We start from the raw sequence: 17,877 nt of genomic DNA, 5'->3' as shown, positions 1-17,877 counted from the left end.
GTAGGCCCTGTCGTCACGACCGCGGATCTTAGCCGCGCCCGGCCGACCGCGAGTCGCCCGGCGCGCGGACAGCGGATCGCGACCGGCCACAGGTGGGCCCCATCCGGGCGGCGCGGGTCAACAGGCGGCGGGCCTATCCGGACGGCCGCCAATAAACAGGGCCAAACAGTGCCGTCGGGACGATCCGTGCCATCCCGGCACCGCGATGACGCACCGATGTCGCCCATCGGCGGTTTCGGCGGACCCGGCGTAGATTTGGAACGGCCTGTTCGGCTGAGGCAGAATTCGTCGACATCCAGGGACCGTGCCGGGGCACGCCGGCTGCCCTTCACGAAACCACTCGGAGGAGCCACCCAAGTGAAGGTCATCAGCGTGGTCGGGGCCCGTCCCCAGCTGATCAAGCTCGCACCCATCGCCGCAGCCTTCGCCCGCACGGAGCACGAGCACGTCATCGTGCACACCGGGCAGCACTACGACGCCGACCTCTCCGACGTCTTCTTCTCCGGGCTCGGCATCCCCGACCCGGACGTGCACCTGGGCATCGGCTCGGCGTCGCACGGCGTGCAGACCGGCAAGGCCCTCGCCGCGCTGGACCCGGTGTTCCTGGCCGAGAAGCCCGACTGGGTCCTGGTCTACGGCGACACCAACTCGACCCTCGCCGGCGCCGTCTCCGCGGTCAAGCTGCACCTGCCGGTCGCGCACCTCGAGGCCGGGCTGCGCTCGTTCAACCGGCGGATGCCGGAGGAGCACAACCGGATCCTCACCGACCACGCCGCGGACCTGCTCCTCGCACCGACGGAGGAGGCCATGCGGCACCTCGCCGCGGAAGGGCTCGCCGACCGGTCAGTTCTCGCCGGCGACGTGATGGTCGACGTCTGCCTCGGCGTACGCGACGCGGTGCTGGCCGGCCGGCACCCGGCCCCCGCGCTGCCGGAGGGCATCGAGCCCGGCGAGCCGTACCTGCTGGCCACCGTGCACCGCGCCGAGAACACCGACTCCGCCGAGCGGCTGGCCGCCCTGGTCGACGCGCTGGCCGACCTGCCCGTGCCGGTCGCGCTGCTGGCGCATCCGCGCCTCGTGGCCAAGGCCGAGGAGCACGGCGTCAAGCTCGCCCGGGGCGCGGTGCACGTCGGGCGGCCGCTGCCGTACGCCGGCATGGTCGCCGCCGTCATCGGTTCCGCCGGTGTGGTCACCGACTCCGGCGGGCTGCAGAAGGAAGCTCACCTGCTGGCCCGGCCGTGCACCACGCTGCGCCCGGAGACGGAGTGGATCGAGACCCTCGAGGGTGACTGGAACCGTCTGGTGCCCGAGCCGTCCGCGCTGAGCCGGGCGGAGTGGATCGACGTGGCCACCCGGCCGGCACCCACCGCCGACCGTGGCACCCCGTACGGCGACGGTCGGGCCGCCGAGCGCGTCGTCTCCATCCTGGAGTCGAGGTGAACATGCCGGACAACGCGAAGACGGACGCAGCTCACCTGCCCGTGCTAGCTTCTCCCTCCGTGTCAGCATCCTCTGGAAACGGACGTTCGTCGTACTCCGCCCGCTCGGGCCGGCGCGACGAGCGGGTCCGGCCCCACCTGATCTACCTCGCCATCGGGTTCCCTCCGGCGGCCAAGAGCTGCGCATACCGGATGCGGGAGACCGCCAACCAGTTCCGTCGGCTCGGCTGGGACGTCACCGTCGTGACGATCGCCGCCGCGTCGTGGGAGCGGGACTCGGGGCTGGACTACACCCTCTCGGAGAATGTCGATCCGGGCATCGAGATCGTGGAGCTCCCGCTCGCCCGGGAGGACCTCGAGACCGACATCCGCAAGTTCAGCGAGGAGCGCGCGCTGCGCCCGGACAAGTGGCTGACCAGGCTGCGCAAGCGGGAGCAGAAGCAGTTCCCGGAGCCGGTCTTCGGCGGCTGGCGCGGCACCCTCGAGCGGGCGGTGCTCGACGTCCACCGCCGGCACCCGGCCGACCTGCTGCTCGCCAGCTGCGTCCCCTACGTCAACCTGGCCGCCGCCTGGAAGCTGTGGGAGGAGTGCGGTGTCCCCTACGCCGTCGACTTCCGCGACGGCTGGTCCATCGACGTGGTCAACGGCGGGGAGGCGTTCACCCCGGACTCCGAGGCGGGCGCCTGGGAACGCAAGATCATGGATCACTGCCTCTCGCTGTGGGTGGTCAACGACCCCATCGCGGAGCACTACCGGGCCCGCTACCCGCACGTCGCCGACCGGGTCCACGTGGTGCGCAACGGCTACGACAAGGACAGCGTTCCGGCCCAGCCGCGCAAGGCCGACCTCGACGCCGGTCTCACCTTCGGCTACCTGGGCACGGTGAACTACTCCCGGCAGCAGCTGGGTGTCGTGCTGAACGCCTGGCGGGCCGCGCGGCAACAGGACCCGTTGCTGCGCAACGCGAAGCTCGACATCCGGGGCCACATCGGCGCCGGGGCGAACCGGGAGGCGAACAGCCTCACCGAGCTGATCCGCGACGCCGAGCAGGACGGCGTGTCCTTCGGCGGGCCGGTGCGCAAGGCGGAGGTGGCCGACACCTACGCCCGTTGGGACGCCCTGGTGCTGATCCTCATCGGCGGTCGCTACGTCACCTCCGGCAAGGTCTACGAGTACATGGCGACCGGCCTGCCGATCGTGTCGGTGCACGAGGTCGACCATGACGCGTCCCGGGTGCTGACCGGGCACCCGCTCTGGAGCGGCGCGTTCGGGCTCGACGAGATGAAGCTCACCAACGCCTTCCGGGAGGCCGCGCGGGCGACCCTCGAGGCCACCGACACCGAACGGGCCGCGGTGCGCGCCCACGCCGACCCCTTCACCCGGGAGGGACTGATGACCAGGGCCGTACGGCAACTGGCCGAGTACGCGCTGAGTGATCCGCACGATCTGCCGGTCAACGGCGCTGCCGTCCATCCGTCGGGCGCAACCCCGACCACCGGTGCGGCCGAGTCCGTCCGGGCGGGCGGTGTGAGCGCATGACCGAGGTGTTGCTGGTCGCGGGCACGCCGCCCCAGCCCGGAATCCTGTCCGGCGCGGTGCGCCGGCTCCGGGAGCAGGGCGCACGCGTCTACCTGGTGGGCGCGCTCAACCCGGACGAACTCCCCGCCGACCTGGGGGTGGACGGCCTGTGCGCGTTGCCCGAGGCGATCGCCAAGACCGCACCCAGCAGGACCGCGCTGCGCGCGGGGCCCGGCGAGCGGGTGTGGGCGCGGATCCGCCGTGAGCCGTGGCTGCGGGAGCGGTACCGCAGCGCCGACGTGCTGGTGGCGATGGACGCGCACGCCATCTACACGGTCTGGCGGCTCGCCCAGCGCAACCGCACCGCCGACGCCCGCTACGGGGTGGCGGCCGCGGTGCAGGCCATCGCGGAGCGGAAGATGCGTCCCGCGCCGAGCCCGCTGCAACGGCTGGCGAACGGGCTTCCGTCGTCCGACGTCGTCCGGCAGGGCGTGAGCCGGCTGGTGCACGCCGCTCCCCACGCGGCGGTGTCGGCCGTCACCGCCCGACCCCTGATGCGCAGCAAGATCGGCACCCAGCTGTGGCTCACCGCCGTGCAGGCACCGCGGATGCCCGACTCGCTACGGGCAAAGGTCGCCCGCCAGGTGGCGGACAGCATGGCGTGGGCGGGCCGTCCCGACGGCGAGGCGCTCATCCTCAACGCCACGGCGGGCAAGCTCAGCCAGCCCGCCGCGCGGGCGCGGATGCTGGCTGACGCCGCCAGCCGGCAACTCAAGGCCGGCATCGCCCCCCGCGACCTCAAGCCCGCGGTGGAGGCGCTGCTCTCCGTGGCCGACCAGCGGCACCGGGTCGACGAGAACGCCGCCGCCGCCAACCTGCTCAACCGGGCCATGACGCTGGCCTTCGACCGGGTGCTGCACATCGACCAGCTCAGCTCGCCGCTGGCGCAGGACCCGGAGGGCTTCATCGCGCCGTTCCGGCGGTCGCTCACGGCGACCACCGTGGCCGCACCCCGCGGGCGGCTGCAGCCGGCGGCGCCGCCGCCCACCGGGCGGCCGTTGCGGCTGCTCATCGCCACCAGCGCCAACGACAACTTCCTGAAGCTGATCCGGGCGCACTACGAGGCGCACCCGGACGTCGAGGTCCGTTTCCTCGACCTCGCGGCGAACGCCGCGCTGAAGAGCGTGACCTGGGCCGCCAAGTCGATGCTCGAGCACCGGCTGTCGGCGGACCAGACGGCCTACGGCGCGAAGGTCGAGGATCGGCTGCGCCCGCACCTCGACTGGGCCGACACCGTGTTCGTCGACTGGTGCGTCGCGCCGGCCGCGCTGTTCACCATGATCGATCCGGGCACCACCCGGATCATCGCGCGGCTGCACAGCTACGAGGCGATCTCCCGCTGGCCGCACATGGTCGACTTCTCGCGCATCGACGACCTCGTCTTCGTCGCGGACCACATCAAGGACCTGACCACCACCCTGGTCCCGCAGTTGCAGGGCGCCGACGCGCCTCGGATGCACGTGCTGGACAACGCGATGGACCTGCGCGGTTTCCAGATCGACAAGGCTCCGGAGGCCCGCTTCCAGCTCGGCATGGTGGGCATCAACCAGGTCGCCAAGGACCCGCGGTGGGCGATCGAGGTGCTCCGGCTCCTGCGCCGGCGGGACGACCGCTACCGGCTGCTCCTGGTCGGCGGGGAGATGAACCCCGACGTGAGCATCGCCACCCGCGAGTACCTGGAAGCGTTCCACCGGGACCTCGCCGAGCTGGAGCCGTCGGGCGCGGTCCGCCGGCTCGGTCCGACCAACGACGTGCCGAAGATGCTCACCGACATCGGCGTCATCATCAGCTCCTCGGTCCGCGAGGGGTGCCACTGCGGCCTCATGGAGGGGGCGGCGAGCGCCGCCGTCCCGGTAGTACGGGACTGGCCGTTCTTCGCGGGCCGTCCGCACAGCGCCCGCACGCTGTACCCCGAGGGGTGGGTCATCGGCACCCCGGAGGAGGCGGTCGAGCGGATCCTCGCCACCACGGCCACCGAGGAGACCTGGCGGGCCACCGGTCGGGCGGCGTCCGAGCACGCCCTGCGGGAATGGGACTGGTCCGTCGTGAAGCACCGCTTCGACCGGATGATCCTCGACGGCGGGCAGAGCTAGCCAGGCCGGAACGTACGACGAGGCCCCACACCGGATGCGGTGTGGGGCCTCGTCGGTGTCTCGGCTGTCCGTCGTCAGGCGGACCGCGGGGACGGGGTCAGGGCAGGCCGGTGGCCGTCCGCTCCGGAAACGGCGGCGGACAGCTCCTGGTCGGGAGCGCCGAGTCGGCTGTCGCGCAGCTCCGCCCACTGCAACGAGTGCCGGATGCCGTCCTCCAGGGACAGCCTCGGCTGCCACCCGAGCAGTTCCCGGGCTCGCTCACTGCGGGTGTACGTGCCGGCCGAGTCGCCCGGCCGCCGGGGCGACAGGCGGGTCTCGATCGGCCGGCCCAGCACGTTGGTGAACGCGGTCAGCAACTCGCGGACCGTGGTGCCGTTGCCCGTGCCCAGGTTGACGACCTCGTAGCCGGCGCGGCCCGGGGCGAGGACGGTGTCGAACCGGCGCAACGCCTCGACGTGCGCCTCGGCGAGGTCCCACACGTGCACGTAGTCCCGGATGCCCGAGCCGTCGCGGGTCGGCCAGTCGGTGCCGGTGACCTGGAACGGCTCCCCGGTCCGCGTCGCCTCGATCATCTTGCCGAGCACGTGCGACGGGCGGGCCAGTTGCAGGCCCGTCCGCATCCGGGGGTCGGCGCCGACCGGGTTGAAGTAGCGCAACGAGATGACCCGCAGCGCGTACGCCCGGGCGCTGTCCTGGAGCACCTGCTCCACCATGGCCTTGCTGTGCGCGTACGGGCTGGTGCCGGCGACCGGGGACGTCTCGTCGACGGCGAAGTCGTCACCGGGCTGGTAGATGGCCGCCGAGGAGCTGAACAGGAACCGGTCGCACCCGTTGGCGACGAGCGCGTCGAGGAACTCGACCGTCTTGCCGACGTTCTCCCGGTAGTAGCGCAGCGGGTGCGCGACCGAGTCCGGCACCACGATCAGCGCGGCGCAGTGGACGGCCGCCTCGATGTCCGGGTGCTCGGCGAAGATGCGGTCGACCAGCTGCCGGTCGGCGATGTCACCCCGGTAGAAGATCCGGTCCCGCACGAACTCGGCCCGGCCCGTGCTGAGATCGTCCAGGATCACGGGCGTGAGGCCCGCGTCCAGGCAGGCGGAGGCGATGGTGCTGCCGATGAAACCGGCGCCCCCGGCGATCAGGACCTTCATGCGTCGACCTTCCCGGTGGCGGAGTCGATCGGCACGGTGACGCCGTCGCTGGCGGAACGGAGGACGGCCCCGGCCACCTCGACCGTGCGCAGGCCCTGCCGGAGCGTCACGATGTCGCTCTCCTTGCCCTCGACGGCGTCGCGGAAGCGCTCGTGCTCGACCAGCAGCGGCTCCCGCTTCGGGATCGCGTAGCGCACCATGTCGCCCTCGGCGACGCCCCGGAACGCGCGCAGCGCCTCCCACTCGGTGTCGATGGCGCCGTTGGCGTAGAAGGTGAGGTCGGCGGTGAGGGTGTCGGCGACGAAGCAGCCCCGGTCACCGGTGATCACCGTGGACCGCTCCTTGAGCGGGCTCAGCCAGTTGACCAGGTGGTTGACCATGGTGCCGTCGGCGAGCTGCCCCACCACGGCGACCATGTCCTCGTGCAGCCGGCCGCTGCGCGAGACCGTCCGGGCCGACACCGAGGTGTACTCCTGGCCGGTCACCCAGCTGGTCAGGTCGATGTCGTGGGTGGCCAGGTCCATCACCACGCCGACGTCGGCGATGCGGTGCGGGAAGGGGCCCTGCCGGCGGGTGACGACCTGGTAGACCTCGCCCAGCTCGCCCGCCTCCAGGCGGGTGCGCAGGTTCTGCAGGGCGGGGTTGTACCGCTCGATGTGCCCCACCCCGGCCACCAGGCCGGCGGCCTCGAAGGCCTCCACGAGTCGCAGCGCCGCGTCGACGCTCTGCGCGAGGGGCTTCTCGATCAGGGCGCTGACGCCGTTGGCGGCCAGTTCCAGGCCGATCCGCTCGTGCAGCGCGGTCGGGCAGGCCACCACCGCGTAGTCGACGCCGAGGGCGAGCAGGTCGCCGAGCTCGGGCACCACCGGCGCCCGCAGCGTGCCGGTGGTGTCGCCAGCCGGGTCCACGATGCCGACCAGCTCGACGCCGTCCAGTCCGGCGAGCACCCGGGCGTGGTTGCGGCCCATCGCGCCGAGGCCGATCAGGCCGGCGCGCAGCTTGCGTCCGGCGCTCACCGGGCACCTCCGGCCAGGTTCGCGCCCTCGGCGATGCGCTCCAGCTCGGCCTCGGTCAGCGAGGGGTGGACCGGCAGGGAGACGACCTCGGCGGCGGCGCGCTCGGTCTCCGGCAGGTCCCACGGGCCGGGCTTGCCGTCCGCGGTGAGGTACGGCTTGAGCCGGTGGATCGGGGTCGGGTAGTAGACCGCGTTGCCGATGCCCAGCTCCGTCAGGCGCTGCTGGGCGGCGTCCCGGTCGCCGCGCACCCGCACGGTGTACTGGTGGTAGACGTGTCGGGCGGCGTCGGCCACCGGCGGGGTCACCATCCCGGTGATCTTCGAGTCGAGGAACTTGGCGTTGGCCCGGCGCTGCTCGGTCCACTCGCCGAGCTGGCCCAGCTGGACCCGGCCGATGGCCGCGGCGACGTCGGTCATCCGCATGTTCGCGCCGACGATCTCGTTGGCGTACCGCTGCTCCATGCCCTGGTTGCGCAGCAGCCGCAGGGTGCGGGCGAGCTCGGCGTCGGCGGTGCTGACCATGCCGCCCTCCAGGGCGTGCATGTTCTTGGTGGGGTAGAAGCTGAAGCAGCCGGCGGTGCCGAAGGCGCCCACCGGGGTGCCGTGCAGCGCGGCGCCGTGCGCCTGGGCGGCGTCCTCGACGACGGCCAGGCCGTGCCGCTCGGCGATCGCCATGATCCGGTCCATCGCGGCGGGGTGGCCGTAGAGGTGCACCGGCATGATCGCCACGGTGCGCGGGGTGACCGCCGCGGCGACCGCCTCCGGGTCGACGCAGAAGCTGCCCGGCTCGATGTCCACGAAGACCGGCTCGGCGCCGACCAGCCGGACGGCGTTCGCGCTGGCCGCGAAGGAGAACGACGGCACGATGACCTCGTCGCCCGGGCCGAAGCCGAGCGCCATGAGGGTGAGCTGCAGGGCGGACGTGCCCGAGTTCACCGCGACGCAGTGCCGCCCGGCGACCAGCTCACCGAACTCCTCCTCGAAGGCCGCGACCTCGGGCCCCTGCACCACCCGGCCGCTGCGCAGCACCCGCACGGCCGCTTCGATCTCGGCTTCCCCGATGATCGGCCGTGCCGGGGGGATGAACTCTGGGTGCGGCCCAGCCATGGGGATTCCTCCTGTGTCGAACGGGCGCGGGGGTCTCGGGGTGCGATACTAGTCCGCTGGGCCACGGGTGGGGCCAGCCGATGGCGTCGTCAGGCGACGGCCCGACAGGGTTCAGATCAGATCCGCGAGCGGGGCGTCGAGGACCTCGGGCGCTGCGTCGACCTGACCACCGCATGCTACCCGCAGCCCCGCCACGATCGCCGATGCCATCCTGGCGAGCTCGGCGGTGTCGAGCGATCCCCGGGAGATGGCCAGCCGCCAGTAGACGGGCCCGACGATCAGGTCTGCCGCGGCCCGCGGGTGCACGGCGGCCGGCAGCTCGCCCCGACCGACCGCGCGGCCGATGACGATCTCGCCGACCCGGTCCTGGTAGTCGTTGAGCGCCCGCTGGAGGGTCTCGGCGATCTGCGGGTTGCGCGCCGCCTCGGCGAGCAGGTCCGGGATGATCTGCGACGCCAGCGGGTGGCGCAGCGCCCCGGACACCACCAGGAGCAGCAACTCGACGTCGCCGTCCAGGCTGCCGGTGTCCAGCAGGGGGAGCTTGCGGCCGGCGACGGCGGACACCATGTCGAGCACCAGGTCGATCTTGGAGCGCCAACGACGGTAGATTGCGGTCTTGCTCACCCCGGCCCGGCGAGCCACCGCCTCGATGGAGAGCCGACCGTAACCGACCTCGGCCAGCTCCTGCATGACCGCGCGGCGGATGGCCGTGGTGATCTCGCCTCGGAGAACCGCCGCGCCGGCCGGCACCCGTCTCTTATCGGTCTTCACGTGCAACAATGTAGCGCAGCGACGGTACGGTTGCGTCCCGACGTGTTTTCCACTACGGTTCGCGCTGCGACGAGGCGGCGCTCCGCGCACTGGCCACGCTCTTCACGTCGTCGCGCGCACCCCGTCGGTACGAAAGATCGGAGCGCCAGATAATGGCCAACACCACGGTGGCCGACCCCGATTCCGGCCTCACCGGGGCCGAGCTCGCACACCGGTACGGGCTCCGGGTCGCCGGGGAGCGACCGTCGCTGCCCGAGTACGCCCGGAAGCTGTGGGCGTACCGGCACTTCATGACAGCGTATTCCCGGGCGAAGGTCGCCTCCTCGTTCAGCAATACGCAGCTCGGCCAGCTCTGGCAGGTACTGACCCCGCTGACCAACGCGGCGGTCTACTACCTGATCTTCGGCGTGATCATGTCCCAGGGTCGGAACGTCCCGAACTTCATCGCGTACCTGTGCACGGGCGTGTTCATCTTCATGTTCACCCAGAGCGCGGTGCTCAACGGCACCAGCTCGATCACGTCCAACCTGGGGCTGATCCGGGCGTTGCAGTTCCCCCGGGCCGCGCTGCCGATCACCGCCACGCTCATCCAGCTCCAGCAGCTGCTCATGGCGATGGTGGTACTGGCCGGCATCGTGCTCGTCACCGGGGAGCCGATCACCTTCAAGTGGCTGATGATCGTGCCCGCCCTGATCCTCCAGTCGGTCTTCAACGTCGGCCTCACCATGATCATGGCTCGCCTCGGCTCGAAGATCACCGACCTGAAGCAGGTCATGCCGTTCGTGCTGCGCACCTGGATGTACGCCTCCGGGGTGCTCTACAGCGTGACCCTCTTCCGGGACCACCTGCCCGGCTGGGCGGCGACCGCCCTGGAGTGCAACCCCGTCCTCATCTACATCGAGCTGGCCCGGTACTCGCTGCTGGAGTCGGCCCACCCGGAGCACATCACGTCCTCGCCGACGCAGCTCTGGCTGCTCGGCGTCGGCTGGGCGGTGCTGTTCGGGATCGGCGGGTTCATCTACTTCTGGCGCGGAGAAGAGGAGTACGGCCGTGGCTGACCAGATCCAGCCTGCGGGCAGCGCCGTCGCGGAGCAGCGGCGCATCCCGACCGTCGTGGTGGACGACGTGCACGTCATCTACCGGATCCACAAGGGCGCCACCGGTGGCACCAGTCCGGTCGCCGCGCTGAAGCGCATCGCCTCCCGGACCAACGCCCCGAACATCCGCGAGGTGCACGCGGTCAAGGGCGTGAGCTTCACCGCCTACCAGGGCGAGGCGATCGGGCTGATCGGCAGCAACGGCTCCGGCAAGTCCACCCTGCTGCGGGCCATCGCCGGGCTGCTGCCCGTGAACCGGGGCGCCGTCTACACCCTGGGTCAGCCGTCGCTGCTCGGCGTGAACGCCGCGCTGCTCAACGACCTCTCCGGCGAACGCAACGTGGTGATCGGCTGCCTGGCCATGGGCATGTCCCCGGAGGAGGTCAAGCGCCTCACCCCGGAGATCATCGAGTTCTCCGGCATCAACGAGCGCGGAGACTTCGCCTCACTGCCGATGCGCACCTACTCCTCCGGCATGGGGGCCCGGCTCCGCTTCGCCATCGCCGCCGCGAAGAAGCACGACGTGCTGCTGATCGACGAGGCGCTGGCCACCGGCGACCGGAAGTTCCGGGCCCGCAGCGAGCAGCGGGTCCGGGAGCTGCGCGCGAGCGCCGGCACCGTCTTCCTCGTCAGCCACTCCATCGGCTCGATCCGCGACACCTGTGAGCGGACGATCTGGCTGGAGGGGGGCGTGCTGAGGATGGACGGGCCCACCGACGAGGTCGTCCGGGCGTACGAGGCACACAAGTAGCATCCCCGGGCGCAGCGACCACGGTCGCTGCGCCCGGTGGCAGCCCACAGCGACGCGCTAGGGTTTTTCCGGTCACCGGTGGCGCCCCGCCACCCGCCGCCCACCCCGCGCCACCCCGAGAAGCGAGGACCGACACATGACGCAGGACCACACCGTCGCCCCGGCCACCGCGAAGGCGGGCCCGGCGCCGTGGCGGCCCTCGCGGACGGTGGCGGTGGTGCTGGCCGGCGGCACCGGGACCCGGCTGGGCCTCGGCATCCCGAAGCAGCTGCTGAAGATCGCCGGCAAGCCGATCATCGAGCACACCCTGGCGGTCTTCGAGGCGGCGCCCGAGATCGACGAGATCGTCGTCCTGATGGCCACCGGCCACGTCGCCGACGCCCAGCAGATCGTCGACAAGGCCGGCTTCCGGAAGGTCACCAAGGTGATCGAGGGCGGCGACACCCGCAACGCCACCACCCGGATCGCGCTCGACGCCGTCGGCGAGGGCGACTGCAACATCCTCTTCCACGACGCGGTGCGGCCCCTGGTCAGCGGCCGGATCGTCCGGGAGTGCGTGAACGCGCTCTGGACGTACTCGGCGGTCGACGTGGCCATCCCCTCGGCCGACACGATCGTCCAGGTCGACGAGGACGACTGCATCACCGACATCCCGGTGCGCTCCTCGCTGCGCCGGGGCCAGACCCCGCAGGCCTTCCGCTCGGGCACCATCCGCGAGGCCTACCGGCTCGCCGAGGGCGACCCGCACTTCGCCGCCACCGACGACTGCGGGGTGGTGCTGCGCTACCTGCCCGGCACGCCGATCAAGGTCATCGACGGCTCCGACGAGAACATCAAGGTCACCCACCCGGTCGACGTGCACCTGGCGGACAAGCTCTTCCAGCTCGCCGCCGCGCAGGCGCCCCGGGTGACCGACGAGCGCAGCTACACCGAGGAGCTGACCGGCCGGACCATCGTGATCTTCGGCGGCAGCTACGGCATCGGCCACGACCTCGCCGAGCTGGCCCGCCGCTACGGCGCACAGGTCTTCCCGTTCAGCCGCTCCAGCACCGGCACCCACGTCGAGCGCGCCGAGGACGTCGAGGCGGCGCTGAAGACCGCCTTCGAGGCCACCGGCCGGATCGACCATGTGGTGGTCACCGCCGGCATCCTGGAGAAGGGCGCCCTCGCCGAGATGGACCAGGAGACCATGGACCGGGTGCTCCAGGTCAACTTCGTGGGGCCGGTCATCGTCGCCCGCCAGTCGCTGCCCTACCTCCAGCAGACCAAGGGTCAGCTGCTGCTCTACACCTCCAGCTCCTACACCCGGGGCCGGGCCCGGTACGCGCTCTACTCCTCGACCAAGGCGGCCCTGGTCAACCTCACCCAGGCGCTCTCCGACGAGTGGGCGGAGTTCGGCGTACGGGTCAACTGCGTCAACCCCGAGCGGACCGCGACCCCGATGCGCACCAAGGCGTTCGGCGAGGAGCCGGAGCACACCCTGCTCGCCGCCGAGACCGTCGCCCAGTCGTCGCTGGACGTGCTGATCTCGGACCTGACCGGTCAGGTCATCGACGTGCGCCGCGCGCCGGGCGAGGTGCCGACCCAGCCGGGGCCGGCACGGGCCGAGCGCGACGCCAGCTGCGCCGACGCCGGCTGACGCGGTTCTCGGGCACGGCGGGAGACGGAGCCGACATGCGTGGTGACCTGGTTCGGAAGCTGCTCGCCCGCGCGCTGGCCACCGGCCTGGCGGTGCTGGCGTTCCTCGTCGTCGCGCTGACCGGCGCGACCGGCTGGGGCCTGGGGCTGGCCGTGGCCGCCCTCGCGGCGACCACCTGGGAGCGGCGGGTGCGGCCGGGCGCCGACAACGCGGCGGAGACCGCGCTGGTCGCGGCGGCGATCCTGGTCGGGTACGCCCGCCGCCTCGACGCCGGGTTCGACCCCGCGCTGGCCGTGACCGCACTGGCCCTGCTGGGGCTGGTACTGCTGGTCAATCCGCTCCGCGACGCCGGCGGCCTGGAGGTGCGCGCCGCGAACCTGCCGGTGCGCACCTGGACGCCGCTGGTCGCCGCCCGCCTCGGCGAGGCGCTGGCGGGGCTGCTCGCCCTGCTGGCGCTGGCGGCCGTCGCGGGTCTGCCGGCCGGCGTCGCGCTGGCGGCCGTCGCCGTGGTCGCCGCCGGCGCCGCCGCGGTCGGGCTGGACCTGGCCAGGCGCCGGTTCAGGCCGGGGGCCGGCGGCTCGGCGGTGTCCCGCGCGCTGCGCGGGCACCAGCCCGAGTTCCTGCTCCACTTCTCCGCGCCGCCCGGCTCGGAGTACCAGGTCACCATGTGGCTGCCGTACCTGGAGCGGATCGGCCGGCCGTTCCTGGTGATGGTGCGCGAGCCGGAGTTCCTGCCCGTGGTCGCGGCGGCCACCCGCGCGCCGGTTGTCTACTGCCCCACCACCAAGGCGATGGACGAGGCGCTGGTGCCGAGCCTGCGGGTGGCGTTCTACGTCAACCACGGCGCGAAGAACAGCCACTGCATCCGCTTCACCCAGCTGACCCACGTCCAACTGCACCACGGCGACAGCGACAAGGCCCCCAGCGCCAACCCCGTCTCGGCGATCTTCGACCGGATCTTCGTCGCCGGCCAGGCCGCCATCGACCGGTACGCCCGCGCCGGGGTGGACATCCCGGCGGAGAAGTTCGTCGTCGTCGGCCGCCCGCAGGTCGAGGCGATCGAGGTACGCCCGGAGCCGGCGCACGGCCGGGGCAACCCGACCGTGCTCTACACGCCGACCTGGACCGGGCACCACGCGGACGCCAACTACTGCTCCCTGCCGGTGGCCGAGACCCTGCTGCGCCGGCTGCTCGACCGGGGCGCGACGGTGATCCTGCGGGCCCACCCGTACGCCTCGCAGAACCCGGCCTCCGCCCGGCAGCTGGGCCGGCTCGCCGAACTGCTGGCGGCGGACCGGGCCCGCAGCGGCCGGCAGCACGTCTTCGGCGCCGCCGCGAGCCGGGAGCTGACCCTGACCGAGTGCGTGAACCGCTCGGACGCGCTCATCTCCGACGTGTCCGGGGTGATCTCCGACTACCTCTACTCCGGCAAGCCGTACGCGGTGACCGACATGGTGGACTCCGGCGACCGGTTCTGCGAGCAGTTCCCGCTCGCCGGGTCGGGCTACGTGCTGCGCCGCGACATGTCCAACGTGGACGAGGTGCTGACCGCGCTGCTGGACACCGACCCGCTGGCCTCGGCCCGGTGGGCCACCCGCAGCCGCTACCTGGGCGACTTCCCCGCCGAGGCGTACGCCGAGGCGTTCCTGGAGGCCGCGCGGCGGCAGCTCGACGGGGGCTGGAACCCGCCGGCCCCGCGCGCCGCGGGCGGGGCCGGCCTGCCGCTCGACCCGGACGACGCGACGCTCTCCCCCACCGCCTGACATCCTGCTCGGGCGGCCCTCTCCGGGTCAGGCTCCCGCCGCTGCGGCACGCGACGGTCATCCGCACCCGGAATCCTCGACGCCGCGCCTCGGGGCGGGGCAGCTGTCAGCGGTACGGGTCGACGAGGTCCAGGACCGCCTCGGGGGCCTCGACGTGGGCGTTGTGCCCGAGGCCGGGCAGGGTGGCGACCGGCACGCCCAGCTCCTTGAGCTGGGCGTCGGTGACCATGGGGTCGTGCTCGCCGCGGGCCAGCAGCACGGGCACGTCGGTCGCCGCCAGCAGGGCGGGCAGGTCCGGCTCGCCCACCCCGAACGCGGCCGGGTCCATCGCCAGCCGCCAGCGGCCGTCGACCTGCCGCAGCCCGGCCTCCACGACGGGATGGTCGGGGGCGAAGAGCCCGGTCAGGCCGGCCACCCGCAGGTAGCGGCGGGCCGCCTCGTCCCGGCTCGCGAACCAGGTCACCGGCCGGGCGGCCAACTCCCCCGCCTTCGCCAGCTCCGCCGGCGACCAGACGGCCTTGATGCCGAGCCCCACCACGGCGTCGACCGGCAGCCCGGCGCTCCGGGCGGCCAGCGCCAGGCCGACCACCCCGCCGAGGGAGTGCCCCAGCACGACGAGCCGGTCCCCCGCCGCGAGCCCCGTGGCGATCCGCGCGGCCAACCCCGGGAACGAGTACTCCGGCAGCGGCGGCGACCAGCCGTGGCCGGCGAGGTCCGGCGCCAGCCACCGCCCCGCCCAGCGATGCTCCAGCAGCGGCGCCCAGGGCAGCCACACCTCGCCGGTGGCGCCCATCCCGTGCAGCAGCAGGAGCACCCGCCGGCCGTCCCGGTCACCCGATTCATCGACCATGGGGCGCAGTGTGCCACCACGGGACGCCGCGGGCGAGGGCCCTGACCCGGACACGACAACGGGCGCCGACCCCCGGGACGGGGAGCCGACGCCCGACGGTGTCGCTCAGGCGGAGTAGCCGCGGGTGGCCGCCCAGTTGGCCAGGGCGATGGTGCTCATCCAGTACGACGCGGTCGCCGGGTTCGCCGAGTCGGCGATCTTCACCAGCCGCCCCTCGTCCTGGTAGCCGACCACGGCGATGTAGTGGCCGCCGGGGAAGGAGTGCCAGCCGCCGTCGGTGTCCGTGGCGCTGCCGGCGACGTTCACCACGACGCCCCGCCCGTCGCCGATGGCCGCGACCACGTCGGCCTGGAGCCGGTCCATCTGGGCCGGGGTGGCGGCGCCGCCCGGGATCATCCGGGTCCGGTACGGGTCGCCCTTCACCGTCGCGTTCAGCACGCGGGTGGTGTCCTGGGCCGAGTCGGTGCCCATCTGGTCGGTGCCCAGCTGGGCACCGAGGGCGTCCTGGCTGCGCGCGATGCCGGCGGCGCTGAGGGCGTGCCGGACGGCCGCCGGACCGCAGTTGTAGAAGGTGGTCTGGGCCTGGTAGTCGTAGTCCAGGGTCTTGTCGGCCGGGGGCTTCGGCGGGGCCGGCTTGCGGGTCACGTCCGGGTCAGGGGCGGCGCTGGTGGCGCTGGCCGACGGGGCGGCGCTGGACGCGGCCGGGGCGGCGCTGGACGGGGCGGTCGCGACCCGGGCCTGGCTGCGCGAGGCCGCGGTGTCGTCCCGCAGTTCGGTCGCGGCCGCCGGGGCCTGCGCGGCGGCGGGGGCCTCGTCGGTGCCGGCCAGCAGCGCGCCGGAGCCCGACGCCAGCACGAGCGCCGCGGCCGACGCGGCGGCCAGCTGGTACGGACGCTCGGAGGTGAGGCGACGCAGCTGTCGCTTGAGGTGGTGCTTCACGGTTTCCTCCACGGGCTCGGGGGTGAGCGGTCGTCGGTCCGCGCGCCGAGGGCAGGGCGGACCGCCGCGCGGACGGACGTCCGGGCGGGTCGTGGACCACTCAGGGGATGCGCCCGGGATGCCGGGCGACGGACGGTGACCGGTGGGTCAGCTCGCGACCGGCGGGCGGACGAGCACGGGCACCGCGGCGCCGTGGAGACGGCGGAACAACCGTGGGGTGGACGGGTGTGGCATGAGGATGGAACTCCTTCCGACACCGCCGACCGGGTTAGCTGACGGATTCGGGCGGGAAGAACGCCCTACCACGGGCCCACGGCCCACGGATTCACCCCAACAAGCACTGGGTCCCCGGTTCGTCGTTCACGATTAGGCGGGTCAGCGCGGCGTCGCCTCTGGCGATCGGGTACCGCACCGGACGCGCCGACATTACTGGCCGACCCGGGCCCTGCCAACCCCGTCCCACCTGCTTAAACCTTGATCTAGGGGCAATTTTTGCGGGCACTTTGCCACTGACGTGACTCAATGGGACGACCGTTTCCGAGCACACCTTGGGGCGACAAAGGGACGAGTGGCGGACATCGGCGTCGAAACCCCGGCGGGAATCGACCGCGCCGCGCCGGATGACCGGTTCGTCGGCATGGTGACCGGCGTCACCGAAACGGACGGGATTCCTCGGCGACGCGGGGACGGCGCGCGGACGTGTCAGCCCACCCGGGCGGGCCGCCAGCGCGCCGCGGGCACGGGACGGGGCGCGGCGGACGCCGCCCGCGGCGCGGGGAGCCGGCCCGGCCGGAGCCGGGCCGCCGCGGCGTACGCCTCCACGGCCAGCACCCGCGCCGCCTCGGCGGCCAGGTCGGCGTCGCGCCACGCCGCCCGTTCCCGTTCGGCGGCGGCGCGGTGGCGGGCGCGCTTCGCGTCGCGTACCGCGCGGGCCAGCACGATCTCCTGCTCGGCCGGGTGCCGCCGGGGATCCCAGCCCGCCCGGCGGGCGAAGACGTCGCTGAGTTGACGGGCGGAGAGGTCCCCACGCCAGTGGGCGGCCATCGCGGCGTGGTGCAGCCAGCGCTCCCGGGCGGCGTACTCGGCGGGCGTGCGCGGGGTGCGCGGGGCGGGCAGGAGGGCGGCTGCGGTCAACCGGCGGGCGGCCGTCTCCGCCTCGTCGTACGCCTGCCAGGCCCGGTCGGCCTCCTCCTGCGCGGCGAGCCAGTCGGCCCGCCGCCGCCGGGCGGTCCGGGCGGCCCGGGCCGCCGCGACCGCCACCTCCTCGGCGTAGCGGCGCAGGTCGGCCGCGTCGGCCACCTCCGTCGCGGGATCGTCGGCCGGCGGCGCGCCCGGATCGTCGGCGGGACGGACCCGCTCGGGGCGGGCGACCAGCACGGCGAGCACGGTCAGGGCCAGCAGGAGCAGGACCGACCAGATGACGGCGGCCTGCGGCACCTCGATCAGGAACTGGTAGAGGACGGTCTCCATGGTCGGCACCTCACGGACGAGTGCGGCGGCGGGGCGTACGCGCCGCCCGGGCGACCGGCGTGGTGACGCCACGGGCCGCCGTCGGGCGGTGCGGGGACGAGGTTCGGTGGGCGCGGGCCCGTGCGGGTGATGCGGCTCAGCCGCGCGGCGGCGCCCGGGGGCCGGCTCCTGCGGTCCGAGAGGATCCGCGTCCACGGCACGTACCTGTCGACGA

The 17,877-nt window shown here is 73.1% G+C and carries 14 protein-coding genes and 1 riboswitch; of the genes, 7 read left to right on the top strand and 7 right to left on the bottom strand.

Features of this window, described 5'->3' with window-relative positions:
* The first annotated feature begins 357 nt into the window (after window positions 1-357).
* From wecB to AB0G13_RS09945, 3 genes are read left to right on the top strand one after another with little or no spacing between them, the layout of a single operon-like run.
* The gene (wecB, locus tag AB0G13_RS09955) at window positions 358-1,440 is read left to right on the top strand and encodes a UDP-N-acetylglucosamine 2-epimerase (non-hydrolyzing) (protein WP_357871583.1); all 1,083 of its coding nucleotides are present in this window, start codon (window positions 358-360) and stop codon (window positions 1,438-1,440) included.
* Window positions 1,441-1,499: 59 nt separating this feature from the next.
* Complete coding sequence (locus tag AB0G13_RS09950; protein WP_357871580.1) at window positions 1,500-2,978, top strand: glycosyltransferase; 1,479 nt, start codon at window positions 1,500-1,502, stop codon at window positions 2,976-2,978.
* Window positions 2,975-5,110, top strand: a complete 2,136-nt coding sequence (locus AB0G13_RS09945) for a glycosyltransferase family 1 protein (protein ID WP_357871577.1) — start codon at window positions 2,975-2,977, stop codon at window positions 5,108-5,110. Before AB0G13_RS09950 ends, AB0G13_RS09945 begins: the two co-directional genes overlap by 4 nt.
* 74 nt (window positions 5,111-5,184) lie before the next feature.
* Here AB0G13_RS09945 and galE read toward each other — a convergent pair whose 3' ends face one another.
* The 4 genes from galE to AB0G13_RS09925 all read right to left on the bottom strand — a co-directional run bounded on the left by galE (window position 5,185) and on the right by AB0G13_RS09925 (window position 9,154).
* Window positions 5,185-6,261 (bottom strand): UDP-glucose 4-epimerase GalE, encoded by a 1,077-nt coding sequence (gene galE, locus AB0G13_RS09940; protein ID WP_357871574.1) that lies wholly within the window; start codon window positions 6,259-6,261, stop codon window positions 5,185-5,187.
* Window positions 6,258-7,277, bottom strand: coding sequence for a Gfo/Idh/MocA family oxidoreductase (locus AB0G13_RS09935; RefSeq protein WP_357871571.1), 1,020 nt, complete (start codon window positions 7,275-7,277; stop codon window positions 6,258-6,260). The genes galE and AB0G13_RS09935 overlap by 4 nt, the downstream gene beginning before the upstream one ends.
* Window positions 7,274-8,383, bottom strand: coding sequence for a DegT/DnrJ/EryC1/StrS family aminotransferase (locus tag AB0G13_RS09930; protein WP_357871569.1), 1,110 nt, complete (start codon window positions 8,381-8,383; stop codon window positions 7,274-7,276). The genes AB0G13_RS09935 and AB0G13_RS09930 overlap by 4 nt, the downstream gene beginning before the upstream one ends.
* Before the next feature lie 111 nt (window positions 8,384-8,494).
* Window positions 8,495-9,154, bottom strand: coding sequence for a TetR/AcrR family transcriptional regulator (locus AB0G13_RS09925; protein ID WP_357871566.1), 660 nt, complete (start codon window positions 9,152-9,154; stop codon window positions 8,495-8,497).
* Between the two features lie 152 nt (window positions 9,155-9,306).
* Here AB0G13_RS09925 and AB0G13_RS09920 point away from each other — a divergent pair, with 152 nt between their 5' ends.
* From AB0G13_RS09920 to AB0G13_RS09905, 4 genes are all read left to right on the top strand, one after another.
* Window positions 9,307-10,212: an ABC transporter permease gene (locus AB0G13_RS09920; RefSeq protein ID WP_357871563.1), complete on the top strand. Its 906-nt coding sequence runs from the start codon at window positions 9,307-9,309 to the stop codon at window positions 10,210-10,212.
* Window positions 10,205-11,002, top strand: coding sequence for an ABC transporter ATP-binding protein (locus tag AB0G13_RS09915; RefSeq protein ID WP_357871560.1), 798 nt, complete (start codon window positions 10,205-10,207; stop codon window positions 11,000-11,002). Before AB0G13_RS09920 ends, AB0G13_RS09915 begins: the two co-directional genes overlap by 8 nt.
* A gap of 136 nt (window positions 11,003-11,138) precedes the next feature.
* On the top strand, window positions 11,139-12,641 hold the full coding sequence (locus AB0G13_RS09910) for a bifunctional cytidylyltransferase/SDR family oxidoreductase (RefSeq protein ID WP_357871557.1): 1,503 nt from the start codon (window positions 11,139-11,141) through the stop codon (window positions 12,639-12,641).
* Between the two features lie 35 nt (window positions 12,642-12,676).
* A complete protein-coding gene (locus AB0G13_RS09905; RefSeq protein WP_357871554.1) occupies window positions 12,677-14,404 on the top strand; it encodes a CDP-glycerol glycerophosphotransferase family protein in 1,728 nt (575 codons plus the stop codon).
* Between the two features lie 106 nt (window positions 14,405-14,510).
* Here the strand turns inward: AB0G13_RS09905 and AB0G13_RS09900 are convergent, their stop codons facing one another.
* The 3 genes from AB0G13_RS09900 to AB0G13_RS09890 all read right to left on the bottom strand — a co-directional run bounded on the left by AB0G13_RS09900 (window position 14,511) and on the right by AB0G13_RS09890 (window position 17,663).
* Window positions 14,511-15,254, bottom strand: a complete 744-nt coding sequence (locus AB0G13_RS09900; RefSeq protein ID WP_357871551.1) for an alpha/beta hydrolase — start codon at window positions 15,252-15,254, stop codon at window positions 14,511-14,513.
* A 105-nt stretch (window positions 15,255-15,359) separates the two neighbouring features.
* Window positions 15,360-16,205: a C39 family peptidase gene (locus tag AB0G13_RS09895; RefSeq protein ID WP_357871549.1), complete on the bottom strand. Its 846-nt coding sequence runs from the start codon at window positions 16,203-16,205 to the stop codon at window positions 15,360-15,362.
* A 230-nt stretch (window positions 16,206-16,435) separates the two neighbouring features.
* A riboswitch (cyclic di-AMP (ydaO/yuaA leader) is annotated at window positions 16,436-16,576 on the bottom strand.
* A 319-nt stretch (window positions 16,577-16,895) separates the two neighbouring features.
* Entirely contained in the window at window positions 16,896-17,663 is a 768-nt protein-coding gene (locus AB0G13_RS09890) for a hypothetical protein (RefSeq protein ID WP_357871546.1), read from the bottom strand.
* Window positions 17,664-17,877: the final 214 nt, after the last annotated feature.

This window comes from Micromonospora sp. NPDC023633, assembly GCF_040640035.1.
In the GTDB taxonomy this organism is placed as follows: Bacteria; Actinomycetota; Actinomycetes; order Mycobacteriales; family Micromonosporaceae; genus Micromonospora.
The sequence above is the reverse complement of the archived record's forward strand: the minus strand, read 5'-3'. Positions and strand labels throughout refer to the sequence as shown.